Here is a 25,796-nt window from a genome sequence, read left to right on the forward strand (position 1 = left end):
AGGGCCCTTGTATATTTAATGGTAGTTCTGCAACCGCTCTCATTCAATATTCATCTCTTGACATTTGAATCAGCAATTTACTTGTTGAGCATGGAAGCCCGATATTCCTGAGGTGTCATATGAGTTGCCTTGCGGAAGGATCGCGTAAAGTTCGTTGCCGTTCCGTAACCGACGAGCTCCGCGACGTCCTGAATTTTGGCATCGGAATTTTCAAGAAGCCTCTTGGCTCTCGTCATGCGGGACGAAGAGATATATTCAGATAAATTCGTTCCGGTCACCTGCTTGAACAGTCGGGAAAGATAGGACGGATTAAAGTAGACGAGCTCCGCCAATCGGACGAGCGAAATCTCGTCGGGATCATGCAGATGCTCCTGAACATGCTTCTGGATGACGGTAATGACATGTCTTGCCCTTCTCTCTTCCTCCTGACTCTGCAGGCTGAACAGCATGTCCCCGACATGGATCAGATAGTCAAAAGCGAGCTTCCAGGACTCATGCTCTCCCGGCTGCATCAGCTTGTGCAGGCCAATCCTTGCCGCTACCGTCTCTACCAGGTTCCAGCGATTCATATAGGACATAAATACCAACCCTATGGAATAGTACAGCTCCTGGGCGGGGATATGGTGCATACTGTCGATATCCGCAAGTGCCGCCGCGCATTCGAGCAGTGCTGCCCTGAATTCCGCCCGCTGCCCGTACTCCAATTGATCGGCAAGCAGGCCCAGCTTGGCATGACGCACGAGCGACTTCTCGCGCTGTCCGTCGCCTGATGGCTGAAGCTCCTGCTCGATCATGTGCTTATCGAGAAGCAGCATGCCGCAGCCTTGCCCGATCCGGTAATTCATCAGCATATTCAGCATGGAAAAGCGCTCCGCGACACCTGTCCAGACCACCGGACTATCGTCAAGAACAAAAGACAGCACCTCGCCTAGCGATTCGCGGCACGCCGATTGGATCAGTTCCAGGCTCCCCTTCATGAACGTCATGGTTCGATGCCAGCCTTCTTCTCCGGAGCTTCCTTGAAGAGGCTGGATCAGCCAGATCGGATCCATGCTCTCATTCACAACGTCAACATACGAGACGCGGGCGGACAAGTACTGATTGGCAATCAGTCTGATTCTATAGAGCTGCCTGGACTTTGTCGCATAGGTCAGCCCGCTGGCAAAGCTGTTGACCCTGCCCAGCATAATCAGGACAGGCCCATCCGCCTGAAGCGGTATGGCCAGCTCATCAAACTGCTTCTGGTTAATCTCCTGCACCCCAAGCTGCTCGTTCAAAATTCCTTTGATATAGTCTTTTTGCAGCAATTCCCTTGTCGCGTCGAGCTGCTCCTGCGCCTTCTGGAGCAACGCCTCCGCCTTCAGCTCCGTCTCAATATCCATGACCGCCTGCTCTACCATCTGAATCACTTTCTCGTAGCCTTCGGTCTTCAATAAATAGCTGACTCCTTCGTACTGAAAAGCGGAATAAATATAGGAGAATTCATTATGTCCTGTCAGGAAAATCACTCTGCAGCTCGGCCATCTCTCCCTGATTTTGTCCAAAAGCTGCAGGCCGTCGAGGCCCGGCATCCGGATATCGGTAAGCACGATATCAAAACGCGTCCGCTCGAACTGTCGAACCGCCTCATCCCCGGAATAAGCTTTGTATACATCCAGCTCCAATTGAGGCAAATTCGAAAGCACCTCATATAACCCGTCGGCAATGATCATTTCGTCGTCAACGACCAAAAGCCTGTACATATTACATCCCTCCATCCGTGATCACGATGCGAATCGTCGCCTTTAAACCGCCCAATTCGCTTCGTTCCATATATAATCCGCTGTCCTTCCCGAACTTCAAACGGACTCTCTGATGAATATTAAGCAGGCCCGTGGTCTCCGCCTCATCCGGTCGGAACAAGCACTCGTTCAGAATACGGAGCTGCTCGTCGTCCAACTCCTCGCCGTTATCCTCCACGATCAACTGCAGCTCGTTTTGATCCCTAACGATTTGCACTCTTAAAATACCGTTTGCGCTTTTTTTCTCCAGCCCGTATTTGAATGCGTTCTCAATAATCGGCTGCAAAATAAGCCTTGGCACCATAATATGTCCTGCATGATCCGGCAAATCGCCGAATTCGACCCGGTTCCGCTTCGCGAACCGCATCGCCTGGATTTCGGAATACACCTTCGCATGATTGACTTCTTTTCCCAGCAGCACCTCGTCGGAGTCGCCCCGCGTAACGAACTGGAAATATTCCCCGAGCTGATTCGTGAACCGCTCCAGATTGTCGTAATCGCCCAAACGGGTCATCGTGTTGAGAATGAAGAAGCTGTTGTATAAAAAATGCGGATTAATCTGGGACTGAAGCTGCTTCAGCTCGGCCTTATGCGTCAATAGCTGCTGTTTGTACACCTGATCGATCAAGGATTTCAAATTATCCAGCATGGCGTTAAAACGAGTGTAAATGTACTGAAACTCATCGTTGAAATCATGATCGATTTGCTCGTCAAAATCCCCATGCTCGACTTTGCGGAAAGCCTTAACCAGCTTGTACAGCGGCTTGTGAATGTATTTGTAAACGTATAAGGAGTAAATTACGATAATGACAAAAGAGACCGCAGCCAAGAGAACAAACCAGCTTCGGTATTTTTCGAGCGGTTGGAATACCGCATGAACCGGAACATATTTACTTAACACCGCTCCAAAGAAATGCGAGTAGCTGTAGACGGCTAAATATTGCTTATCTTCTATAGCGACAGTCTGCGCCGTGCTATTATCAACATTGCTTAACATTTGGGCTGCGGTTTCCAGATCGAAGTGCGCGTCATGGCTAGTCGTGATTTCAAACTGCGAGCTTTTAAAGATCAATCCCTCTCCCGGGGAATTGACCATCATTTTCAGATTTTCCTTCAGCTTTTCCTTGGATATTTCAATGGCAACGATAAAGATCGGCCATTTTTTGCTCTCCGGCGTAACGAAAGGATAGGAGGCGCTCAAATAGGTTTTTCCATTCACATTGATCAGCTTCGCATCCAGGGATAGTGGAATATTCTTGAATTCATTAAATTCCTGCGAGTCAAACGTGGAAATCGTTAAAGCGGATACATTTTTTTGGATCGCCGGGATATAGGCATACACATCGACGATATAGGCGCTGCTGTTCCGTATGGCGTTAAGCCGCTGCTGCAGGCGCAGAATGCTCTGCATTTTCTCGATATCATTCATCGATTCCGGGATGGCGCCCAGCGCGTTCAGATTATCATCGCTCAAGACATCATACTGCAGCGTTTGAATTCTTTTGAACTCCTCTTCCAGTCCGCTGTAATATTGCGATACCTGCGAGATCATCGATTTGGAGATTTCGTCCTTCAAAGTACGAACCCCCCAGTTATAAATGATCATGCTGAGGATGTAGAGCGGAAGAAGAATGCAAATAAACGAGAGGATCAATCTTTTGAGCACGTTTTTTTTCCATGGATGATTCAGATTCATAATCTCCCCCCCACAAAATAGAAAAGAGCCTTCTATATAGGCTTGTTCCCTATCGAAGGCTGATAACTCCTAATACGACTGCAGCTCCATTCGAACTCGCGTTTGCCTTTCGCTTGCTGTTGCATTTGTGGCTGCTCCTGCAGTCGAGTATGCCGCGTCTATATCTCCGCTGCGCTCTCCTCCAACCACAATATGGCCGTTACGCCCCGCGGATAATATTTGCTTCCCGTAATTTGCCCCGAAATAATTTGATCGCTCCAGCTCCAGATCGAGAGCTCTGGATCCGTCAGCCATTTCACATGGGCTTTGTCGGCTTTGCGGCCCTGCTCATCCCAGGATAGGCCCAGAATTTGCCGGGCGATGAACTGGCACAAATAAATCTTGCTCAGCCAGCTGTTGTTGCTCGTTGAGGACAGCTTCCAGCCCCCGTCTTCGAAGAGGCAGATTCCCTCCTGCAGCACGCTTCGCAGGTGCCGATCCAGCACCTCGATATATGCTCCGTAGCGGCCATGCCGCTCCAATGCATCACGACAGCCCGTCACATACGGGAATATCAGCCCTTCAATCGCTGGAATGATTTTGGAATCGTTGCCTTCCCCGATGACGGCTGGAATATAACCTTGATCCGTGACGCATGCCGCAAGCGTTGCTGCGCATTTTGCCGCTTGTTCCCCTGCTGTCCGCGCTTGATCCGGCCTGCCGAACTCTGCAAACAGCTTCTCCATGGCCACATAAGCCGCCCAGGATTTGCCCGCCAAATAAATATTGTTGCGCGCTTGGCCGAGAGATACATCCAGGCTGTCGTATGTGGTAATTTCGGCGCCGCCTTTCGTTCGTGAGCTGTCCAGCCCCATGATGCCGTTCCGCTGTGCCGGATCAGGGTGATCTCTGTTCAGCATGCTATCGAGACAGCGCTCGACAATGCCCATGTTTTGCTCCATCCACCCGGCGTCTTTCGTCGCTTCATAATACGCTGCGGCACATAATATCCAGTTCACCAGCTGCTCATGGGTCATATGCGAGAAGCAGCCGTCCAGACCGTATATCTCGTATGAAGAATGGCCCGCGCGGGACACGGAATTGTTGACGCCCATATCATGCGTAAAGCTGATTCCTCCCGGATACTCGGTGCTATCTCCCGGAAAGGTAACGGTATCCTCATAGCTGAAGCGTTCCACGAACATATCCAGCTCATTGCGCACCGTCCACGGATTCATCCGCAGCTCATAATACAGCTGATCCACCGTCAAATCGAAGGTGTTCATCATCCGGTATTCGCCTTCGTTGACCACCCAGAAGGGCTCGCTGTTATAATCCAGCAGCTGCGTGGAGCCGTAATAGCTGCGAATGGCATGGGCCAGCATGAAGGCCTGATCCTCGTTCAAGGAGGATTTATCGATTAAATTATTCGCTCGCTCCGCCTCCTCCTTCAGAGCGTCAAACCTGGACAAGGCATATTCGGCGACCGATTCGATATTCGGGAAGAAGCGATTATAATAATAGCTCGCATCTATTCCGGTAGTTACATCTCCGGCCCGATGGAAGCAAACGGCAAAACGATAGGTCTGCCTCGTCCCAGCCGGAACGTCCATCAGCATAGCCCCGGACGAGCCGAGCCCGAAGCCCCAGTTCTCTTCATGCGCCGGTCTGAGAATTTCCTCTATATTGAAATATAGCCCGGATTGCGCCGTCCCGCGCTCGGCCGCAATCGCGATGAAACGGCCCTGCCCGATCCCGGAGAGCCGATCCGACACATCATCCAGCCTGCGCATGGAGCCTGCAGGATCGTTCTTGCGAAAGCCGAAGAAGGCTCGTCTTGACCGGCTGCATCCTGTATTATCCACTTCCACCTCTACCAGAACTGCGGGGACGAGCACATCCTTCAATTCCTGCTCGGAAGCGGTCTTCGGATCGGGAACAGAGCGCACCTGCGAGATGATGCGGAAGGTCAGGCCGCCTGCACTCCAGCTGTCGGTCGCCAGCCGGAAATCCCGCTTGATCTCTTCCCGGGGGAAATGATGGATGATCCTCCGCTTCTTTTTGACGGCAGAATCATCTTCCTTCTCCACGTCATAGCGCTTGCGGTCATCCTCTCCCGTCATTTCATGGAACGGCAGCGAATCGTAACCGCCGCCATCCTCCCGTTCAAGGCCGATGTACACATTTTGCATAGGCGACTGGCCCAGCTCCAAATCGAATCCCCCGCCTGCCTCGGGAAAGCCTAAGGTAAAACTGGCAAAAGCCCCGATCGGCGAATGATGGGCGTTAAAAAACTGGTTTTTCGGCGTCATGCCTCGGACACTCCTTTTATGCGATTCTCCTAAAATCCATAGGGTTCAAAATCTATGGTAAGGCTTACATTCGCGGAGGAACAGGGTCAAACCTTACGACAAAATGGGCAAAACGGACGTCCGCCGTCCAGATTGCCCTTTTGCCGTATGATATAATAAAGCTACCAATTCAAAGTAGACGAGGTTCCGATCATGATGGATTATACCGGCATACCCAACACCATGGACAGCATCATGTCTCCGGATATTCAGGCCGCCTTCCGCATTTATGCCACCCACTGGCGCAAAGTCAACGCCGCCTGGCGTTATCCTGTGCATCAGCACCGCGCGTTTGAAATCAATATCGTGCTGGAAGGCGAGCAGCATATGACTGTTGCCGGCCGCCCCTTTCTGCAGCAAACCGGGGACATCTTGTTCATCCGCCCCGGCGTAGAGCATTCCAGCCAGGGCTCCGGCGGGCCGGAAGGAATGGCATATTACGCCCTTAATTTTGATATCGACGATTCATCCCTGAGACGCTCCCTAATGATGGCGGGTTCGGTCATTCTTACGGGAGATACGGCAGAAATATCGGGCGTTCGGCAGGCGCTGGACGACTTCATCCGCTCTACGATTTCCGGGGAACCGGATACGCACCGCCAGCGCTTAAATGCGCTTCGCGCCTCGCTCCGCCTGCTCACCGCTCTTAGCGGATGGGCTTTATCGGAGCTGCCCGATGACCCGCCGGCGTACGAGCCAAGCCCGCCCGAGAACGTGATTCTGCTCGCCAATGCCATTGAAAAGCACCTTGAGGGGCTAGTTTTCGCTTCAGCAGCTGGCGGCGAAGGGAGAGCCGGCATTGAGGACGTTGCCGCAAAGCTGGGGTACAGCCCTGCCCACTGCAATCGCGTGTTCCGCCAGGTTTACGGCAAATCGCCGCGCCAGTACCTGTCGGGGCTGATTATCCGCCAGGCCAAGCTGCTGCTGCTGAATTACAGCCTGTCTGTGGAAAAAATCGCCCTGCGCCTCGGCTACCGCGACGCCTCCCATTTCAGCAAGCAGTTCAAACGCTGGACAGGCCTTTCCCCGCAGGGCTATCGCAAGCTCAACCATCCCGACCGCCGGGAGATCGATGTCGAGCATCATTATCGCGACAATCCGTTTATATAAAATAAGTGTTCAAAAAGTAAGTCTTTCAGCACCGAGAAGGTTGGATGAAGCTAGAGGCTGAGGAGCGGAGCGTAGGCGAAACCTACGTGAGCACCTGAAATGTTTCCGTAGGAAACATACTTCGAAAGCATTAGCTTGTCTCGGCTGAATTCAAGATTCGATGTCGAATACACTCCCTGTTTTACTTCGTGATCAAAGATTGACTTTTTGACAACCTCTTAATGAGGGGAAAGGATAACGATCTACGGGCCGCTGTTATCCGCCATTTGTCTTGATTAGATTTTGATATGACAAATGGCTCCCAAAGGCGGACGTAAACTCCCTACGATTCGTTATTCTTTTCCTGGGAGCAGGAAATAAGTAAGGGGCTGTCTCGAAAGTAATCATAGATGGTTGAGGCCCCCCCTTCTTTCAAAAAGCTCTCTGTTCTTCGGAATCAATTTTCTCCCTTGCCTGCACCCCATTCTTTAAGTCCTCTTATATAAACTGTTGGGTATACCAACCTATCGTACAGGTCATACAATAAATGGATTTCATGTATCTAGTTATGCTCTAAACGAATGCTTAAGGGGATTAGATGGATTTTATGCAGCTATAATCAAGAATCCATTCCATGATTGGCAATTTTCCTTATTCTAAGTACATGAAATCCATTTAAATTTACATTTTCTTCTTGACTGTAGAAACTAACTACTATAAATCCATTTAGACAAGTGTTGAACTATTAAAAGACTGCAGGGTAAGCAGTAAGTGGATACGATGTAAAGCTTCGCCATTATAAAGTGCAGATCGAGGATTTCGGCGCTTCCTGCTATGCGGCCTGCCCAAAGTAAATCTAGAGGTCGGGCGGCTTTCACTTGCCCATAATATGCTCAAATAGGCCACTATGAAGCAAAAAGCGCAAATTCCGGGGCTGATATAGCCCGAGAACTTGCGCTTTTTATCGTAAAAGTGAAATCGTGCTGCTCGTTCCATCTGTTCCTGCTTTGGAAAAACTACGTTTGGAACAGGCCCTTACATCTACCTTACTAAATTAATCGATTTTGATAACAATCTTTACGACGTCGTTCTTCCGGTTGATATTGACGTCAAACGCCTCGGCAATTTCATCGAATCTGTACTCGTGGGTCACGATGCCGGACACGTCGATGAGCCCTTCGGCCATGGCCTTGATCGCCTGCGGATAGATGTTCCGGTAGCGGAACACGGTTTTGATTTCCGCCTCCTTGCCCAGCAGCTTGGCGAAGTTGTATTCAATGGTATCTTGCGGCGCCATGCCGACCAGCACGACTGTCCCGCCCCGCTTGACCATGTACGCCGTCTGCTGAACGGTTTTTACCGCTCCCGCGGTCTCCATCACGATATCCACGCCTTCACCGTCCGTCAGCTCGTAAATCAGCTTGACCGCATCCATCTCGGCCGCATTGATAACTCGCGTTGCGCCAAGCTCCAGCGCCTTATCCAGCCGCTTTGGAATGACGTCCACGACAGTAATGTCGAGTGCGCCAAATGCTTTGGAAGCCAGCAATGTCGTCAGTCCGATGCAGCCTGCGCCAAGAATGACCACAGTGCTGCCGAGGGTGACGCCGCCCTGCTTGGCAGCGTGCATGCCTACTGAAAGCGGCTCGACCAGCGCGCCCTCTCTGGTCGTAATAGAATTAGGAAGCTTGAACGCCATGTTCTCTGGAAATGCAATGTAGTTCTCAAAGCAGCCATGATAAGGCGGCGTAGCGAGAAACTCCACATCGGGGCAAAGATTGTAGCGTCCGCTTTTGCAGAATTCGCATTGTCCGCAGGTCACGCCCGGCTCCAGAGCTACGCGGTCTCCTACCTGCAGCTGCTTGACGTCCTTCCCGATAGCGACGACCGTGCCTGCGCACTCGTGCCCGAGGATAAAATCGCCGTTGACAATAAAGTCGCCGATTTTGCCATGCTCGTAATAATGCACGTCCGATCCACAGATGCCTACGTATTCAAGCTTGACGAGCACCTCCTTCTCTTTCGGCTCGGGCACCGGAATTTCGCGGATTTCCATTTGCTTCAGGCCGGTCATAAATGCTGCGCGATTGTTCAACAGAAACGCCTCCATCTTGCGTTATTATTTGAATTCATCAGTCCTCAAGGCGAGGAATCCGGTCAATGCGGGGATCCGCAAAAATGTCATATTCGTCAAGACTCCTGGTGCTGAATTCAGATACGACCGCGCCTGCCGGTCCTGCCTGGAACCAGTGCTTCATATTCGGATAAATCGTATATTGCTCGCCCTCGTTCAGCACGATTTCATGGAATACGGAGTAATGCTCTTTGCCGCTCTCCGGCAGAACACCGCGAATATTCGAGCTGGGCTCGCCTTCCACGTACAGGTACACCGTGCCGTAACGGCAGCGGAAGGTCTCCTCCTTGCCTGGATAATTCAGCTCGGGAACCGCCGGGTGCCTGTGCTCGGGACAGGTCTGTCCCGGCAAAAGCACCATCTCCTTCGCACAGCAGCGGTCGGTATTGATCAAGGTGACGATGGAAAGCCCCACCTGCGCGAATTGATCCAGCCCGAAGTCGGCGATTTCCAAATTCTCTTTCTCCTGTTCGGTCAGCACGATATGGGCCTTGTCGTAATAATCCAGAATAATTGGCTTAAAATGCTGATACACTGATCTTTTCATAACGGCCGTCTCTCCTCATCTCCAGTGTTTTAGAAAATTTAGTAATTTATTAATGTTTATCTAACCGAAGTAAACTTGAGCGATTCACTGCCTGCAGAATAGACAGTAATCGTCTTCACCTCACCCGGCAGTAGATCGAAGTAGAGGTCAGAGCAGTCATAACCGCCCGCAACGTATACGCCATGCGCAAAGCCTTTGCTGGTCAGCGTAATTTTGCGATCCGTTCCGACCTGCTCATCACTCACGATTTCAAGCGGCGATGGATCGAATACCATCGTTTTCATATCGCCTGTCCGCAGGGATATCGAGCTCACCGTATCGGAATCAGGAATCAGCATGATGCTGCCCTTGGTGTAATCCTGATCCGGCAATTTTTCCGTAAGCAGGTAAGTCCGGCTGTGCGACTCAAGGGAAATCTCCAGCGTTCTCGTCTGCCGAACTGTTCCGTCGAACGAAATATAACCGTATTCCGCTTGAAAACTCACCTTTTCTGCCGTATCATTCATCCCCTGAACAACGACGTTTCCGTCCACCACGCGCATCGACAGCTTCGTATGGGCCAGAGCGCGTTTTACGCCGTAGTACGGGATTTTGCGGCTCAGATAATAATCGATGATCGTCCAGCCGACCTCGCCCCAGGCATCGTTGTACATCCAGAACAGCGCGCCGCCGCAATCCTCCTTGAATCGGATCGCTTCCAGCGAATACTCAAGCATGAGCGAGTGCACCATGCCGCCGTAAAGCAGATAGTCCTCGATGGACAAATTGTCGGTGCGGTCAAGGTAGTTTTTAGCGATGCCCGTGACGACGGTTCCTTTTTCAAACACATTGCAATGCATTTGCCATACTTCACTGTCGAAATCGATCTCTTCCCCGCCCAAATATTTCATCGTGCTCTCCAGAGAACAAGGGCCGACGAAGCCGTATTCGCTCACGAATTTGGAGTTCACCGTATCGAAGTCCATCGGCTCGATGCGCTCGTTCATATTGAGGCTCATGAAGGCGTTATGCCAGCGATGGACATCGCCGACCGTATCGTCGTTTGGAAGCGCCCCGCCGTACGGCGAGCTGTTCCAGTAAGGAATATGGGAGCAGTTGTTGTACATAATCTCTTTGGCGAGAATGTTCGCGATGTACATGCCGTACTGCTTCTCATGCTTAAACTCAATCTGCCATCGCGGATTGTCATATTTGTTGAAGATCCAGTGCACCTCGTTGGTTCCGCAGAACAAAGCAATGGATGCCCGGTTGCGCAGGCGCTTGGTCTGATAATCCATCTCGGCCCGCATCTCATCGCGGAACTCCCGTTTATGGTCAGGATAAGTGGAGCACGCCATCATGAAATCCTGCCACACCAGCAGGCCGTTCCGGTCGCACAGATCGTAGAAAATATCCCGCTCAAACAGCCCGCCGCCCCAAACGCGCAGCATGTTAAAGTTCGCTTCTACGGCCTCGCGGATCAAGGTCTCATATTTCTCGTCAGTAACGCGCGCATGAATGAAATCAGCCGGAACCCAGTTGCCCCCTTTGCTGAAAATAGGAATGCCGTTGACGATCAGCCGGAAATTGCGCTCTTCGCCGCGCAGGATGGACGTATCCAGCTCGAGCGTCCGGATGCCGAATTGAAACGCCGGATATTCGGTCTTCGCCTTCGCGCTCGACGCGGATACCCGCACATCGTACAGCGGATGATCGCCATGCCCTGCAGGCCACCATAACCGGGCATTTTCCACCTCAAGATCTACGTCAAAGTAGTTCGTACCGGAGGTCAGAAGCAGGTTCTCAAGCTTCTTCGTCACACAGGATTGCCCGTCATAGGAAATGTCGATCTGCAGATCGCAGTTTATCGTCCCGATGATGTCCAGGTTTTCGATGTTGACGGTCGCTTTAAGCCGGGCAGTTTGGGCGGCACTGACGGTAACGAGCTTCACCTCGCGAACCGCAATCTCTTTCTCGCAGCGCAGATATGCGTTTCCGCCAAGCCCGCAGGTAACGACGCGCGGTCCCCAGTCCCAGCCTACCGTATATTGCGGACGCCTTACGTAGGAACGGCGATAGTCGCCGCGATCCTTGCCGCCATTGTCGTATTCGCGGCAAACCGCCCAATTGAGCTCCGACAGATCGTTGTCGGTAACGTCCTCCAGCCCGGTAGTGACGCGCACCGTAAGCGTGTTTTTCCCGGCGGTCAGAATGTCCTTGATATTGCGGACGAACGGATAATGCACATTGCGATGGCTGCCGATATATTGATCGTTTACGAAAATATCGCTGTTTGTGTCAATCGTTTCGATCACAAGCTCGATAATGTCACTATCAAAATCGATACCCGCGCCATCGAACTCCTTGATGTACCACCAGGAACGTTGTTCGATCCATTCGCTGGCGAGCGCATGATCGGACTCAAGCGGCTCCTGAATAATGCCATGCTCGATGAGAGGAATACGAACATCCGTCGGAAGCGTGCAGGGATACCAGCCTTCCTTCAAAGCCTTCACAGCCGCCAGGCTGTCTATGCCCCAGTGCAGCGGCGCCTCATGCAGAAGCCATGCATCGTTTAAGTCAAATCTTTTCATAAGTCTCCCCATCCTTGATGTGTAATTGTTGTAATTCATATTTCATTGGTGTAAATCAACCCTTGACCGAACCAGCGACCATGCCTTTGATGATCTGCTTGGAGAACGCGAAATATAAAGCCATGGCAGGAAAAATCGCGATCAGCATCGATGCCATCATTTTCGGATAATCGGTGACGAACTGCCCTTTGAACAGTGTAATGCCGACAGGCACGGTCATCAGGGTTTCCTTGCTGATCAAGATCAGCGCGAACGTAAATTCATTCCATACGATAAAAAATTGAATGATACCGACGGTGACGAGGATCGGCTGGCACATCGGAAGCACGATACTGAACAAGGTGCGATGGAAGCTGCAGCCATCGATGTTGGCAGCCTCCTCTACTTCAATGGGAATGCTTCGCACATAGCTCTCCACCAGGAAAATCGCAATCGGCAAGCCAAAAGCCGCATAAGGCAAAATCAGCGTGTACCATTGATCGCCCATCCCGGTTTTCGTAAACATCACATACATCGGAACCATTAAGGCATGAATTGGAACCAGCATCCCGAGCAGGTAGTAGTTGTAAAGCGCATTTTTTCCTTTAAATCGGAATCGGGAAAGAAAGTAACCGATAATAAATCCAAGAATCAGGATGATAGCCAATGACAGGAAGCTGTTACGGATGGTGTTTCCCATCCACATCAGGATTTTGCTTTTGGTCAGAATCGCAATGTATTGCTGAAAATTCGGGTTATTCGGCAGAGAAATCGGATTGGCGTAGAACTCGGCCTTCCCTTTAAGCGATGAATAGAATAACCATATCGCCGGAAAAATGCAGGTCATGGAGAAAACGGCCAAAACCAGATTAGGGACTAGCCCGGATAAAAAACGGCGTTTACTGCTCTCCCCCATCACTCACACCTCCTTGTCCTTCGTAAAGCTCAGCAGCAGCCATCTCGTTCCAGCGATAAATATCAGGCTGAGGATCAGAATGCCGATCGACATCGCGCTGCCGTAACCCATCTTATAGCTAAGGAAGGACGTCTTATAAGCGTTTAACGCCATCACATTGCTTGAGGTTCCCGGCCCTCCGCCGGTCATCACATAGATGTGGTCGAAGACCTTCATCGTCCCCGCGATACAGAGCGTCACGCAGACGATCAGCGTGTTCTTTACGAGAGGAAGCGTGATATGGATCGCCTTCTTCCAGCCGTTCGCCCCGTCGATTTCCGCCATTTCGAGTACCTGCGGGTCAATGGAAGCTAGAGCGGAGAGGATGATGATCATGTAATATCCGATATATTGCCAAATCAAAGGGATGGCAACCAATGTCAGAGAAAGGCTCTCATTGTTCAGCCAGGGCTGAATCCATTCCGCTTTTCCGATTTGCTTGAGAAAAATATTGATCAGACCGTAATTGTAGTCATAGAGCATCGTCCAAATAAAACCGATGACGACCGCCGATAGTACCGACGGAAAGTAGGACATCGTTCTATGCAAAGCCTTGAATCTGACGCCTCTTGTATTCAGCATTATGGCGAACAAGAAGGCGAAGCCGATTTGTCCAACAATGCACAGCACCGTAAGGTAAATGTTGTTGAAGAAAGATTGGATGAAAATGTCGTCCTTAGCCAGAGCTATAAAGTTATCCAAGCCAATGTAAGTCTTCTTCATCCCGCCCGACCAGTCAAAGAACCCGTAATAAAATGCCAGGATGATCGGAACGAATACGATAAAGGTATACAGGATAAAGCCCGGCAGCATGTACAATATGAAAGCCTTCCTTGACGGACGAATTGCCTGGTTCATGTAGCTGCTTCCTCCTTAATTAGCGCATGGATGCAAGCTGCCGGCACGCCAGTGGTGCCAGCAGCTTGAACCATCGCGGCGGTTACAGGCTGTCCTGCCCGGACTGAAGCTGCGCGGCCAGCTCTTGGCCTGTTTTCGTACCGTTCAGCACTTCCTGCAAACCTGTATTCATGCTTTCGATAATCGAGCCTTCCATCAGCATGTCGTAAATCGGAGTAAACGTCAGGGAGCCGGTCAATGCGGCAAAATCCTGGGTTAACTGCGGGAATTGTGTCAAATCAGTACCTTCAATCAGGCTTGGGCCGGTCATGCCGTATTTTTCGGCGTAAACTCTGGAAAAGTCATAACCCGCCGTGCTGAATAAGAAGTCCATAGCCGCGTCAAGCTTCGCGCCTTCCAAATTTTTGTTCACCGCCACATACCAGCCGGCTCCGCCGGAAATCGTGTTATTATCTCCCTTTCCGCCATCAACTGGCGGCAGGATCGCAACCTTGGTCTGGCTCAGCACTTCCTCCGAGGCATTGGATAGAAGGTAGCTAAGTGCCCAATGGCCGTCAATGGTAGCCGCCGCCTTGCCCTGTGCGTAATATTCCTCGGCCTGCGCATTGGAGATGATATTGAAATCAGGGTTAAACACCTTGTTCGCCGCAATATTCTGCATCAAATCGAGTGCGCTTACAAACTCAGGGTCGGTAAACTTTGCATTGTTGTCGCGGCCTATAATAGAATTCGTCCAATCGGTACCCGTGAAACGGTCGCCGATGGTCGATAGGATGCTGGATTCAGCCGGCCATTTGTCCTTGTTGCCAAGCGCGATAGCGGAGATTCCCTTTTCATTAAATTTCTCGGCGGCCTTATAAATGTCTTCCCAATTATCCGGAAAACGGTCATAGCCGATCTCTTTCCACATTTGTTCGTTATAAAAAACAACCGAGGTGATCGATAGCTGATTCGGAATACCATATATGTTGCCATCACGCGTAGCCGCATCAAAAACGCCTTTGCGGAACTGATCCTTGTGCTCATAATTGTCCAAGTAGTCGTTGATCGGCATCAGCAGATTGTTATTCGCGAAGTTGCTCACCCAGGAGCCTTTTAAGAAGAAGATGTCCGGTATTTCATTGACGGCTGCCTGCGCCTGGATTTTTGTCGAATAATCCGCCTGCGACATGACCGACTGAACCAGATTGACATTCGGATTGTTCGTTTCCCACTCTTCAACCAGTGTCATGTAGCTGTCCATTTCTGCGCTTGTGGGACGTTCCTCCTCCAAATAATAGTGCGAGAAGGTCAATTGAATCTGTTCTCCCTTTGCCCCGCCCGCACCGGAGTTTCCGGGGGTCGTGCTGCCATTGCCGCTTCCATTGCTGCTGCCGCTGCCGCAGGCCGAAAGCAGCAACGACAGAGCTGCCAGAAATGAGATGATTTGAATGATCTTTTTCTTCTTCATGTTGCCCCTCCAAAACTTATATTTGATTTCATAACCTAACTATAGAAGACGGGAGAACCATTTTGTATCCGCTTTCTTGTCTTCATTATCCTTGTATTTTGTCATATTCAAAAGAAAAATGGGGTCAACCGATGTCAATATCACAAACTATATCCTTAAAATTTGATATTTATCGCAAAAAATGACCATCTCATTAAATTGGCATAGGACAATTGACACCTGTCCGGCGCAATGACAGAATAAATTCATAACATCAAGGGGGGAGTGTGCGCCCTGTGACCATGCGTAAAAAGCTCATGCTGTTCTTCATCTGCCTCGTGATAATCCCGATTCTTACAATCTATTCCGTAGCGATCAACATCTTTTATGAGAGCACGAAACAAGATTTGCAAGCGCTTTTTTCCAACCACATCCATGGAATCGGGAAAAGCGCGGATCAATTTTTTACCGATGCGCTGGATCTGACGACCTATCCATTAATGGAAACGAATCTGAAAGCCTTCCTGAGCAAGCCGAAGAATGATGAGAACTATTTCACGCTGACCAGCAACGCCAACAGCATTTTGCTCTCCATGCCCTATGGTTTTTCCAACGGCATTCGCGGCATTTCTCTTCTTTCACGGGATCAAGCCTCCATTAATGTGGGCATTTCGCTAAAAATATCGAAGGAAGATCTTGAAGCAGCGCGAGCCGGTGAGTCGAGGCCTTATTGGGATTATCACGACGCTTCCAGCCTGCAGGATATGCCAAACGAAGCATACAGCCATATTACTCTAACCCGATTGTTGAGGAATCCCAGCAATTTGTCCGAGGAACTCGGCTTTATCAAAATCGCCATGAGCAGGAAGCAGCTAATCGATACCCTGATGGCAGATCAGATCAACCACGATATTTCCTATTTTATCATCGATGAAAATAACAGAGTCCTTGTGGATACCAGTTCCGGCCAAAGCTATTCCAGCCTGGAGAAAGATATCTCCTATCATCATCTTTTCCAGCTTGCTTCGAGCTCGGCCAACACGCAGATTAGCGGGCAATACTTCATCTCTGCCCATAAAATAGAACGAACGCCATTCGTCCTATACAGCATTGTAAAACCGAATATTCTGACCATTATTAAGGAAACGCTTCTTAAGGGCTTGTCGCTGACGGTGGTGCTTGTGCTCCTGTTTACGCTGCTATTGTCCTTCACTTTTTCCCAGATTATCACGGCCCCGCTCGTCAAGCTGGGCAAGCGCATGAAGTCGATTTCAAACGAAGATTTCTCCGTGCGCATCGATGTCAAGAGAAATGATGAAATTTCGGTGCTGGCCAACAATTTCAACCGTATGGCGCAGCGGCTGGACTTTCTGTATAAGGAGGTCTACATGGGGAATTTGAAATTACAGCAAGCACAGCTAAACGCCTTGCAAACGCAGATCAACCCCCATTTTTTATATAACACGCTGGACACCATTTACTGGATGTCCGAAATGGGCGACACGAAAAATGTCAGCTCTATGGTTTCAAATATGTCGAAAATGATGCGCATGACGCTCTCCCCCAACAACGGTGACATGGTGACACTGGCGGAAGAGCTAGAGCATCTAAGCTGCTATATCCACATCCAGCGAATCCGCTACGGCGACCAGTTCGTATTCGAAATCGACTGTCCGGAGACGTTAAAGTCTTATTACGTCCTACGCCTTCTGCTGCAGCCGCTGGTCGAAAACGCACTGCTCCACGGTCTGAAGAACAGCACGCATGGCATCGTAAAGGTGCGAATTTACCAGAATGAAAATATGCTTGTTTACGAGGTGATGAATAATGGCACGCCGGTGGACGTCGCTGAAATTAACCGCCTGTTGGAGGAAGAGGGCAGCGGCATGCGTGGATTTGCTTTACGGAACATTAAGGAGCGAATCGCTCTGAAAAATGGAAAGGGCTTTCATCTTGGTTGTTTTTTACGTGACGGATTCAGCGTCTTCCAAATTACGCAAAAGCTGAGGGACGAAGATGCCGATGCCCGTGAAATTACGCTTTCGGACTACAACAATGAAAAACAAAGGGGCTGAAGACATGATAAAAATCCTGCTCGTTGACGACGAGGCATTTATCCGTCAGGGAATTCGCTATACGATTCCGTGGGAAGAGCATGGGATGGAAATTGTCGGAGAAGCGGCTAACGGAGAAGATGGCTTGAAGCTGGCCATTCAGCTCTCCCCCGATATCGTTTTTGCAGACATCCAGATGCCGATCATGAGCGGAATTGAGCTGGCCAGAAAATTAAATGAGTATTTGCCGCGCACGAAGGTAATCATTCTTTCGGCTTATGGCAATACGGAGAACTTTACGAGCGCGATTGAGGTGAAGGTAAGCTCCTTCGTCCTGAAAAATGCCGATTCCGGCAAAATACTGGAGGCTGCCCTCCGGGCAAAGGACGCTATTTCGGAAGAAAATGCTGCGTTTGGACGCCAGGCGCTGATGCAGACGATTTATAAGGAAAATCAGCATTTAATTAAGTCCGCCTTGTTTGCGAAATTTTTAAAAAACGAAATCCCGAGGAACACTTTTCAGAAAAAGGCCGAAAAACTGGATCTGCCGCTGCCGGGTTCCTGCTATTCGATGTTGCTCGCCCGCTGTGTTGCAAATGACGATTGGACGGTGTACAACCATTTTGTGCAAGCTTTTCAAGAGTTCGAGCCCTTCGTATTCTTCATTGACGCCGGAAAGCTTGCAGCGGTGCTGAACGTTGATGCGCAGGGAGTTTCGGACGAGGTTATGGACAAGGCGCTCGCGAATCTCAAGCCATATATTTTCGGCAACAGTATGGTGTTAATGAACCGCATCGAGTCGCTGGAGCAGTTCTCCGACTCCTATGCACTGCTGGACAGTGCGCTGGACGCTGCCTTCTGGAATACGGAGCAGGAATACATGAGGGTTCGGCCAAACGATGTGTTTCCTAGCGTTGGGCTAAGTGAGATACGGAATAGCGAGAGCAAGGTCATCTCCGCGGTATTGTCCAAAAATGCTGCCCATATTGAAATCGCTATCCAGGAATACGCTGAGTTTATGCGTCAAAATGCCGTCTCGCGGTCGCGCTTTCTGGAATCGGTGAACCGGATCATCGTGCTGATGGAGGCAGTAATGGAAAGGCAAAACGACGCCCGCAAAACGGCGGAAATTGTTGCCGAAACCGAAACGCCAGAGGAAATTATTGAACTGATGCTAAGCCTAGCCAAGCTAAACATGGAGACGGATTATAAAAATGTGCAGTTTGCAGCCGCTCTGGATTATATCAGCCAGAATTATAACAAAGATCTTAAGCTAACCGATGTCGCCAAGGCCGTTTACATTTCCACCGGTTATTTGAGCAGAATCTTCAAAAGCGAAACCGGTTATTCCTTTAAAGAGTGGGTGAACCGTATCCGCATCGAAAAAGCGAAGGAACTTATTCTTAATAGCGATTTGAAATATTACGAAATCGCCGAACTCGTAGGATACAATGATTACAAGTATTTCTCCGCCTATTTCAGCAAATTATGCGGAGTCAGCGCGAAGGAATACAAGGTGCTGAACAGCCCGATGCTAAATCGTTGACGATGAAGAAAAATATCTCTCGACATACTTTCATATGAATTCTAGAACTAAAAAAGGGCTGTACCATAGTCGGCTTTTCGACTAAGGGGACAGCCCTTCATATTTGATCTTTACCTTTACTTCACCGAACCGAGCATCCCCTGCACAAATTGCTTTTGCAGCAGGAAGAAAATGAGCACCGTCGGCAGCGTCGTCACAACGATGGCAACCATAATAATTCCGTAATCCGGATTATAGGAAGAAGCCAAGGAGGATACGATCAGCGGCAGCGTCTTCTTGTCCTGCGTCTGCAATGCAATCAAAGGCCACAGGAAGCTGTTCCAATAGTTCATGAACGTAATGATCGCCGCAGCCGCATAGGTCGGCTTCATGGTCGGAACGTAGACCCGGGCGAACAAACGCCACTCGCCTAGCCCATCAACCCGCCCCGCCTGCAGCAGCTCACGCGGAAACGACTTCGTATTCTGCATGAAGAAGAAGATCATGAATGCCGTCGTGATGGAAGGCAGGATAACCGCTGTTGGCGTATTAAGCATGCCTATATTGCTGAACATACGGAATAGTGGAATCATGACAGCCGCGAACGGCATCATCATGGAGAGCATGAGCAAGCCGAACAGCCTGTCTTTACCCTTGGAACGGTAAATTTCAAATCCATATCCAGCCATGGAGCTTAAGATCAGCGTGCCGATGGTGCCGACGATCGCGATCAACGCCGAGTTCCCGAAGGCAGCTCCCAAGCTTGTCATATCCAGCAATTTGGTAATATTGCTCTGCAGCATCGAACCGAAGCTGAACTTGCCCTTAACAATGTCAGACGAGCTGTTGGTCATGCCGATCAGCATCCAGACGAAGGGAAAGAGAGAAATAACGGACGCGATGATCAGGAACAAATGAATGCCCAGCGAGCTTAATTTTCTCATTGCTTCTCACCCCCGACCTTAAGCTGGAGCAATGCCAGCACAGCAACCATAACCACGATCGCGTAGGACACTGTAGCCGCGTAACCAAAGTTAGGCGTATATACAAAGGACAGATTATAAATGTATTGAGATATCGTCATCGTTGAGTTGCCTGGGCCGCCGTTCGTAATATTGACGACCTCATCGAACAATTGCAACGTACCATTCGTAGAAATAATTGCCGTAAACAGAATGATCGGCTTCAACATCGGAACGGTAATACTGAAAAATTGCCGCGTCTTCGACGCCCCGTCTATCGAGGCCGCTTCATAGACGCTAGGATCGATATTTTGCATGGCCGACAAATAAAAAATCATGTTATAGCCCGTCCAGCGCCAAGTAATCGCCGCAATAATGACCACGCGCGCCCAAACCGGATCCATGAGCCAGGCAACTGGCTCTTGGATCAAATGAATCGACATCAGCATCCGGTTCAGAACACCATCTACTGCAAAAATACTCTTGAACAGCACCGCGTAAGATACCAGCGATGTTACGCAGGGTAGAAATATGGCCGTACGATAAAATCCTTTGAAGCGAAGCTTCGGCATGTTCAGAAAATAAGCGATTACCAGCCCGAGCATCAGCATGATCGGCACCTGGACAACCAGGTATAGCAATGTATTAAGAACCGCTTGCTTGAACATCGGATCCGAGAACAAGCGTCCATAATTGGCGAGGCCTACATATTGATATACGGTTCCTTTGCCGGACTGAAACGACAAGAGCAAGGATTGTACCATGGGATAGAAGCTGAACAATAAAATAAGCGCTGAAGGCAATAGGACAAACTGCCACCCCATCAAAGAAGATTTATTCCATTTACTGCCCATCGGTTACCACCCGCTAATTTAGTATTTATTGCACCTGCTGTTCAAAGTGTCTCTGGATATTAGCCAAGCTTTGGGTCAAATCTGCACCGTTCAGAATGTTAGGCAGCTCGTTCTTCAGTGCATCCTTCGCCTCTTGCGTGTACATTCCCAAAGTAATTCCCGGAACCTCCGTAGACCATTTCGTGAAGTCGCTGTAAATCGCTTGCCCGCCAAAGAACTCTGGCTTTTGATTGTAAACTTCACTAGAGAAAGCAGGAATATAGGAACCGACTCCCCCGTTTTCAGTCAAGAAGCGCTCATAAAATTCCGTGCTGCCGCCAATCGTCGTGGCCAGGAAATCAATCGCCAAATCTTTATTCGCGGATCCCTCAAGCACGAACCAACTGGAGCCCCCCTCATTGGAAGCATTCACGCCGCCCTCCACTTCCAATCTTGGAATCGGGGCAACTTTCCATTTCCCGCTTTGATCCTGTGCATCCATAATTGAAGCAATTTGCCATACCCCGGATACAACTGTAGCTACGTCGCCAGCGTTGAAGCTGCCTACGAATTCGCTCCAGCCGGTTACCGGCTTGGCAATTCCGGAATCTGCAATCGCTTTATAGACACGCAGCGTTTCCGTCATGGCCGGGTTGTCGACAAAGTTCCCTTTATTGTCTTCCGTAATGTACCAAGATCCTGCGGATTGCAATAGAATCGAAGTCAACGCTTCATCGTTCGGATTGATGGTCGCCATGTATTTTCCTGTCTTTTCCTTCACAACTTTACCGATTTCAATATACTCATCCCAAGTAATGTTCTCGAGATCTTCTGCCGTATAGCCTGCTTCCTCAAGATAATCGGAGCGGTAGAACATTCCTGTTACACCGATATCGAACGGAACGCCGTAAATCTTATCGTCGATCCGCAGCGCATCCACTTTATAAGGGGAGAATTGCGTAAAGTCTACCTTTTCTTTAAAATCAGCAAACGTTCCCGGGTAAGCTGTAACGTATTTTTGAATATTCGGGTCATTCACTAGAATAATGTCCGGCAGTCCGTCTTTAACGCCTGCGGCCAAATTCGTATTCAACTTTTGCTCCAGATCCGCTTTTGCCATATCGACGATTTCAAGCTGGAAATCCGGATGCTCCTTCTTATACAAATCCTCGGCAATTTTCAGCGCAGCTCCGTTAAAGGAGGGATCCCATGCCCAAGCAACCACTTTCTTTGCTCCGGCGCCTCCCGCTTCATTGCCATCCTTCTCTGCAGAGTTCGAATTCGAAGAACCGCACGCCGCAAGCAGTGATGCTGTCATGGAAACCAGCAGCAACATGGATAACCACTTTTTCAATCTTTACAACCCCTTTTGATGTGTTTTTGTAAGCGTTTCATGTAATTCGTTATCTATTTTAGAAAAATAAAAATACGAAGTATAATCATATTTAGCTCTATGTTAGCAGTAATTATTGCTCTCCAGCTTGCTGTAAGCAATTTCCTAGTAATTATTATGGGTCGTAGTATTAATTTTGTATTATTCAATTTTGCATCGTCCTATCATACCTTTCTCACAGGGATTGGTATATGATGAGGACAAAGGACTACAGGTGAGGTGTAAACATGGAAGAACGCTCCGCAAACTATCGGGTTATGATCGTGGATGATGAAGCGATCCTACGCACAGGCATGCTGCATCTATGCAATTGGAGCGAGTATGGCATTGAAATCGTCGCCCAGGCTTCGAATGGTTTGGAGGCGCTCCAATATATAGAAGAAGTTCATCCGCATGTGGTCATCACCGACATTGTCATGCCAATCATGGATGGGGTTGAATTCGCCAAAATTATGGGCAAAGAGCATCCTGAAGTCAAAATCGTCGTATTGAGCAGCTACAGTGAATTCAACTATGTACGTGAAGTATTCAAATACGGGGTCACCGACTATTTGCTTAAACCTAAAGTCTCGGCTGCTGAATTGATATCGTTAATCCAGTCGTTATGCAGCGGCATCGATTTAAGCCAACAAGACCATCTTTCGAATAAAAATGATCCTTCATTGCTATTGGGACAATGGCTGGGCAGCAATAACAGCCATTTAGAGGAAAATAAGCAAAATGAGGCAATGCACGAGGAGCTTCGGGAGCATTTCAAATTCGGACAATTCATCATCGCCAAAGCCAGCACGAGCTTGCTGCTGTCAAGAACCAACTATACCCAGAGTCAATTGGAGCAAAGGCTGCTTGAGCTGACCGCAGAGCACTTGTCCGGCCTGGATCATGCCCTCGTTTTCCTGAAAAGTGAATGTCTGCTGCTCGTCAATTATGAATCGCGTCAATCTGTAGAGGTGTTATCCGCCCTGAAACGATTTGCGGCGCAGGCATTGGAAGCTCTGTCCTATATCTCGTTCGTTCTCTCGAATGCCTTTGGAGATCTGCAGCAAATTAAGGAGGAGCATATTAGGCTCACTCCCTATCTTGGGAAGCTGCTATACTTTACCGAACAAGCGCTTGTTCCAGTGGACGAAATTCATGTGCAGAGTGAGAAAGTGGACTTTAACCAGGAGCATTTTACGGCGGCGCTGCGGAGCTTCTCCATCGATGAGGCGGGCGTGCAATTGGAAACGCTTTTTTCAGAAATAACCATAAGTATGGCCTATGACGAATACAGCTTGAAGCGACTGTGCCAGAATCTCATCTATACCGCGATGAGTACGTTCGAGCAGTTAAAGCAGCCTATAGCAGAGCTGAGCTCCTCCAAGCTGAAGCTGTTCAAGCGAATTGACCTGGCCTTTAATATCGTTGAGCTTAAGAGCATCATGCTGCAATTTCTGCAGGAGCTGAGGGAAATACTCCCTCGCTCAGACCAGCAGCATTCTCCGATTCTTCAGCAAATTTACGCATATGTTCACGAGAACTATGCCAACGATATTTCGTTGTCTGAAATGGCCGACAAGCTGCATTTGAATTATAGCTATTTGTCCTCCTATTTCAAGCAGCGTACACACGAGAACCTGACTACCTACATTAACCGGGTTCGAACGGATAGAGCGAAGGAGCTGCTTCTTGACCACAGCCTTTCGGTGTCCGAAATCAGCCGACTGACCGGGTTCTCCGATCATAACTATTTTTCCAAAGTGTTCAAAAAAATGACCGGGATGACCCCTGTAGAATATCGCAATCAAATCCCTCAATGAAGATAGGTGTTATCACGTGCTGCGAAAAAACAGCATCTTTATTAAAATTCTTGTCCTGATGCTCTCTGGCATCCTTATTATTTCAATCCTATTGATGCTCGCCTCCTCGACAATTTCGGAGCGCATTTTGCTGAATCAAGTCGTCAAGAATGCATCTGCGAATATGAACCACGTTAAAGACGAGCTGCTGAATTACAACGATCAAGTCGTCAATACAATGATGCAAATCAACAGCAGCAGCGAATTCAGGAACTACATTACGAGACCGGCGAATACGCCGCAGGAGCAAATTAATCTGGTCATGACCTTGGGCAAATACATCGACTTGTACAAAGACTATTTAAGCCCGGAGAAATCGCATATTATCGTGTCTGCACTGCCGGGGATAGGCGGCCGGCATTATTCTAGCAACGCCTTGAAATGGGACAAAATCCCCCAGGATATCGTCTCGACCTATATGACCGTAGACGGAACGATTCCTAACCTTATCCGGTACAACAGCAGCCCGGATTTATTCGTGGAATCTGTCCCGTATGACAACTATATTTTTGCCACCAAGCCACTGGTCGACAGCGGAACAGGCTGGATGTACGGATATGCCGCGGTCGTGATGGATGAGCTGAATATTTACCGCAAATACAGCCCCTATATTTCCGAAGGCATCCATATTTCATTGATCTCTTCGGATGGCACGATATTGTCCAGCAGTCGCAAGGATTCTATCAGCAAAAAGGATATGTCCCTCCTATCTATGGCCAATCACGTGTCTCAGCAGGGGGGCGTTTGGTCGGATTCAGAGGACAAGCAGACCTATATATCCTACTATCTGCCGGAATTCAATGCGTATTTATTAGAGGAAATCAATCAGTTAACTGCCTTTGCGCCTTTATACAACATTTCCACCGAGATTTTTATGGTCATCAGCATCGTACTCTTGATCACCATGCCATTCGTCTACTCCCTGAGCAGACGGATTACCCGCCCTTTGAATCAATTGGTGAAGACAATGCAGACCTCCAAAGGGGATAATCTGAAGTTTCATCCATTGAAGGAAGGCGACAGCTATGAGACGAATGTGTTAACCAAAGCCTACAATCGAATGATCCGTGAAATCGATCAGTATACCGAAAAGCTGGTATTCGAGCAGCAGGAACGCAGAAAGGCCGATCTCAATGCGCTGCAAATGCAGATCAATCCGCATTTTCTGTACAACACGCTGAGCTCGATTAAATATTTGGCAAAAATGCATCGCACGGATGAGGTTGACCAAACGATCGATAGTCTGATCTCCATGCTGCAAAGTACGCTTGGCTCGACCGAGGATCTAGTGAGCGTGGAAACCGAGATCGACACCCTCAAGCACTATGTATTCATTAACCAGATCCGATACGGGGAGCAAATCGGGGTTCATTATGAAATCGCAGAGGACTGCACGCAGCTTCTCGTTCCAAAGCTGATCCTCCAGCCCTTTGTCGAGAACGCATTTTTTCATGCCTTTCCGGGGCTCGTCAGCGGAAATATTCATATTTTTATTCGCCGGCTTGAGGAGAAGCTCATGATCGAGATCATGGATGACGGGGTCGGCATGTCCTCTACAGGCAGGCAGATGAATGAAAAGAAGAAACATCACTTATCGGGCATCGGAATCACTAATGTCCACGCAAGGGTTCAATTATTGTTCGGCCCGAATTACGGCGTCCAAATTGAAAGCGAGGAAGGCTACGGTACGGCGATCAAAATTACGCTGCCTGTTGTGGAGTAATTGGACGGGTAGCAATGTGAATATGTTGAATGAAAAAGAAGCTTTCCGGCATTCAACCGGGAGCTTCTTTTTTTAGGATGAATTGACTCGCTTAAAA

General features: G+C 49.2%; 18 protein-coding genes and 1 pseudogene. 6 read left to right on the top strand and 13 right to left on the bottom strand.

The genetic code is table 11. The annotated features are described in order from the left end of the window. Positions 1-77: 77 nt before the first annotated feature. From ACE3MQ_RS15520 to ACE3MQ_RS15535, 4 genes are all read right to left on the bottom strand, one after another. Entirely contained in the window at positions 78-1,742 is a 1,665-nt protein-coding gene (locus ACE3MQ_RS15520; RefSeq protein ID WP_379394213.1) for a response regulator, read from the bottom strand. Between the two features lies 1 nt (position 1,743). Continuing rightward, positions 1,744-3,477 carry a sensor histidine kinase gene (locus tag ACE3MQ_RS15525; protein ID WP_379394215.1) on the bottom strand — a complete coding sequence of 578 codons (1,734 nt, stop codon included), beginning with the start codon at positions 3,475-3,477 and terminating at the stop codon, positions 1,744-1,746. A gap of 158 nt (positions 3,478-3,635) precedes the next feature. Continuing rightward, positions 3,636-5,768: a glycoside hydrolase family 52 protein gene (locus ACE3MQ_RS15530; RefSeq protein WP_379394217.1), complete on the bottom strand. Its 2,133-nt coding sequence runs from the start codon at positions 5,766-5,768 to the stop codon at positions 3,636-3,638. A gap of 93 nt (positions 5,769-5,861) precedes the next feature. Further along, a complete protein-coding gene (locus ACE3MQ_RS15535; protein ID WP_379394607.1) occupies positions 5,862-6,167 on the bottom strand; it encodes a hypothetical protein in 306 nt (101 codons plus the stop codon). Between ACE3MQ_RS15535 and ACE3MQ_RS15540 the strand changes: the two genes are divergently transcribed. Then, on the top strand, positions 6,114-6,917 hold the full coding sequence (locus ACE3MQ_RS15540) for an AraC family transcriptional regulator (RefSeq protein ID WP_379394579.1): 804 nt from the start codon (positions 6,114-6,116) through the stop codon (positions 6,915-6,917). The genes ACE3MQ_RS15535 and ACE3MQ_RS15540 overlap by 54 nt on opposite strands. 787 nt (positions 6,918-7,704) lie before the next feature. Then, a pseudogene (locus tag ACE3MQ_RS27410) lies at positions 7,705-7,797 on the top strand (transposase); the annotation flags it as partial. A 153-nt stretch (positions 7,798-7,950) separates the two neighbouring features. Here the strand turns inward: ACE3MQ_RS27410 and ACE3MQ_RS15545 are convergent. From ACE3MQ_RS15545 to ACE3MQ_RS15570, 6 genes are all read right to left on the bottom strand, one after another. Next, a complete protein-coding gene (locus ACE3MQ_RS15545) occupies positions 7,951-8,991 on the bottom strand; it encodes an NAD(P)-dependent alcohol dehydrogenase (RefSeq protein WP_379394219.1) in 1,041 nt (346 codons plus the stop codon). 37 nt (positions 8,992-9,028) lie between these two features. Then, positions 9,029-9,577, bottom strand: a complete 549-nt coding sequence (locus ACE3MQ_RS15550) for a D-lyxose/D-mannose family sugar isomerase (protein WP_379394221.1) — start codon at positions 9,575-9,577, stop codon at positions 9,029-9,031. A 56-nt stretch (positions 9,578-9,633) separates the two neighbouring features. Further along, complete coding sequence (locus ACE3MQ_RS15555) at positions 9,634-12,150, bottom strand: beta-mannosidase (protein WP_379394223.1); 2,517 nt, start codon at positions 12,148-12,150, stop codon at positions 9,634-9,636. A 55-nt stretch (positions 12,151-12,205) separates the two neighbouring features. After that, a complete protein-coding gene (locus tag ACE3MQ_RS15560; RefSeq protein ID WP_379394225.1) occupies positions 12,206-13,045 on the bottom strand; it encodes a carbohydrate ABC transporter permease in 840 nt (279 codons plus the stop codon). Between the two features lie 3 nt (positions 13,046-13,048). Continuing rightward, entirely contained in the window at positions 13,049-13,942 is an 894-nt protein-coding gene (locus ACE3MQ_RS15565) for a carbohydrate ABC transporter permease (protein ID WP_379394227.1), read from the bottom strand. Between the two features lie 82 nt (positions 13,943-14,024). Continuing rightward, positions 14,025-15,392: an extracellular solute-binding protein gene (locus ACE3MQ_RS15570; protein WP_379394229.1), complete on the bottom strand. Its 1,368-nt coding sequence runs from the start codon at positions 15,390-15,392 to the stop codon at positions 14,025-14,027. Between the two features lie 281 nt (positions 15,393-15,673). Between ACE3MQ_RS15570 and ACE3MQ_RS15575 the strand changes: the two genes are divergently transcribed. Continuing rightward, positions 15,674-17,446 carry a sensor histidine kinase gene (locus ACE3MQ_RS15575; RefSeq protein WP_379394581.1) on the top strand — a complete coding sequence of 591 codons (1,773 nt, stop codon included), beginning with the start codon at positions 15,674-15,676 and terminating at the stop codon, positions 17,444-17,446. Between the two features lie 4 nt (positions 17,447-17,450). Then, positions 17,451-18,971 carry a response regulator transcription factor gene (locus tag ACE3MQ_RS15580; RefSeq protein WP_379394231.1) on the top strand — a complete coding sequence of 507 codons (1,521 nt, stop codon included), beginning with the start codon at positions 17,451-17,453 and terminating at the stop codon, positions 18,969-18,971. 116 nt (positions 18,972-19,087) lie between these two features. Here the strand turns inward: ACE3MQ_RS15580 and ACE3MQ_RS15585 are convergent, their stop codons facing one another. The 3 genes from ACE3MQ_RS15585 to ACE3MQ_RS15595 are packed head-to-tail and all read right to left on the bottom strand — an operon-like array spanning position 19,088 to position 22,099. After that, entirely contained in the window at positions 19,088-19,894 is an 807-nt protein-coding gene (locus ACE3MQ_RS15585) for a carbohydrate ABC transporter permease (protein WP_379394233.1), read from the bottom strand. Then, on the bottom strand, positions 19,891-20,766 hold the full coding sequence (locus ACE3MQ_RS15590) for a carbohydrate ABC transporter permease (RefSeq protein ID WP_110931880.1): 876 nt from the start codon (positions 20,764-20,766) through the stop codon (positions 19,891-19,893). The genes ACE3MQ_RS15585 and ACE3MQ_RS15590 overlap by 4 nt, the downstream gene beginning before the upstream one ends. Before the next feature lie 25 nt (positions 20,767-20,791). After that, positions 20,792-22,099 (bottom strand): ABC transporter substrate-binding protein, encoded by a 1,308-nt coding sequence (locus ACE3MQ_RS15595; RefSeq protein ID WP_379394236.1) that lies wholly within the window; start codon positions 22,097-22,099, stop codon positions 20,792-20,794. Positions 22,100-22,365: 266 nt separating this feature from the next. Between ACE3MQ_RS15595 and ACE3MQ_RS15600 the strand changes: the two genes are divergently transcribed. Further along, positions 22,366-23,937: a response regulator transcription factor gene (locus ACE3MQ_RS15600; RefSeq protein ID WP_379394238.1), complete on the top strand. Its 1,572-nt coding sequence runs from the start codon at positions 22,366-22,368 to the stop codon at positions 23,935-23,937. Between the two features lie 16 nt (positions 23,938-23,953). Next, positions 23,954-25,699 (top strand): sensor histidine kinase, encoded by a 1,746-nt coding sequence (locus tag ACE3MQ_RS15605; protein ID WP_379394240.1) that lies wholly within the window; start codon positions 23,954-23,956, stop codon positions 25,697-25,699. Positions 25,700-25,796 lie beyond the last annotated feature (97 nt).

Origin of the sequence: Paenibacillus lentus (assembly GCF_042714055.1) — a bacterium.
Lineage (GTDB): Bacteria > Bacillota > Bacilli > Paenibacillales > Paenibacillaceae > Fontibacillus > Fontibacillus lentus_A.

What these genes read in the sequence shown, in the direction of transcription:
- ACE3MQ_RS15565 (WP_379394227.1), bottom strand. Translation starts at nt 13,942, where the DNA reads ATGAACCAGGCAATTCGTCCGTCAAGGAAGGCTTTCATATTGTACATG.
- ACE3MQ_RS15575 (WP_379394581.1), top strand. Translation starts at nt 15,674, where the DNA reads ATGCGTAAAAAGCTCATGCTGTTCTTCATCTGCCTCGTGATAATCCCG.
- ACE3MQ_RS15525 (WP_379394215.1), bottom strand. Translation starts at nt 3,477, where the DNA reads ATGAATCTGAATCATCCATGGAAAAAAAACGTGCTCAAAAGATTGATC.
- ACE3MQ_RS15580 (WP_379394231.1), top strand. Translation starts at nt 17,451, where the DNA reads ATGATAAAAATCCTGCTCGTTGACGACGAGGCATTTATCCGTCAGGGA.
- ACE3MQ_RS15550 (WP_379394221.1), bottom strand. Translation starts at nt 9,577, where the DNA reads ATGAAAAGATCAGTGTATCAGCATTTTAAGCCAATTATTCTGGATTAT.
- ACE3MQ_RS15600 (WP_379394238.1), top strand. Translation starts at nt 22,366, where the DNA reads ATGGAAGAACGCTCCGCAAACTATCGGGTTATGATCGTGGATGATGAA.
- ACE3MQ_RS15570 (WP_379394229.1), bottom strand. Translation starts at nt 15,392, where the DNA reads ATGAAGAAGAAAAAGATCATTCAAATCATCTCATTTCTGGCAGCTCTG.
- ACE3MQ_RS15555 (WP_379394223.1), bottom strand. Translation starts at nt 12,150, where the DNA reads ATGAAAAGATTTGACTTAAACGATGCATGGCTTCTGCATGAGGCGCCG.
- ACE3MQ_RS15585 (WP_379394233.1), bottom strand. Translation starts at nt 19,894, where the DNA reads ATGAGAAAATTAAGCTCGCTGGGCATTCATTTGTTCCTGATCATCGCG.
- ACE3MQ_RS15560 (WP_379394225.1), bottom strand. Translation starts at nt 13,045, where the DNA reads ATGGGGGAGAGCAGTAAACGCCGTTTTTTATCCGGGCTAGTCCCTAAT.
- ACE3MQ_RS15530 (WP_379394217.1), bottom strand. Translation starts at nt 5,768, where the DNA reads ATGACGCCGAAAAACCAGTTTTTTAACGCCCATCATTCGCCGATCGGG.
- ACE3MQ_RS15590 (WP_110931880.1), bottom strand. Translation starts at nt 20,766, where the DNA reads ATGGGCAGTAAATGGAATAAATCTTCTTTGATGGGGTGGCAGTTTGTC.
- ACE3MQ_RS15520 (WP_379394213.1), bottom strand. Translation starts at nt 1,742, where the DNA reads ATGTACAGGCTTTTGGTCGTTGACGACGAAATGATCATTGCCGACGGG.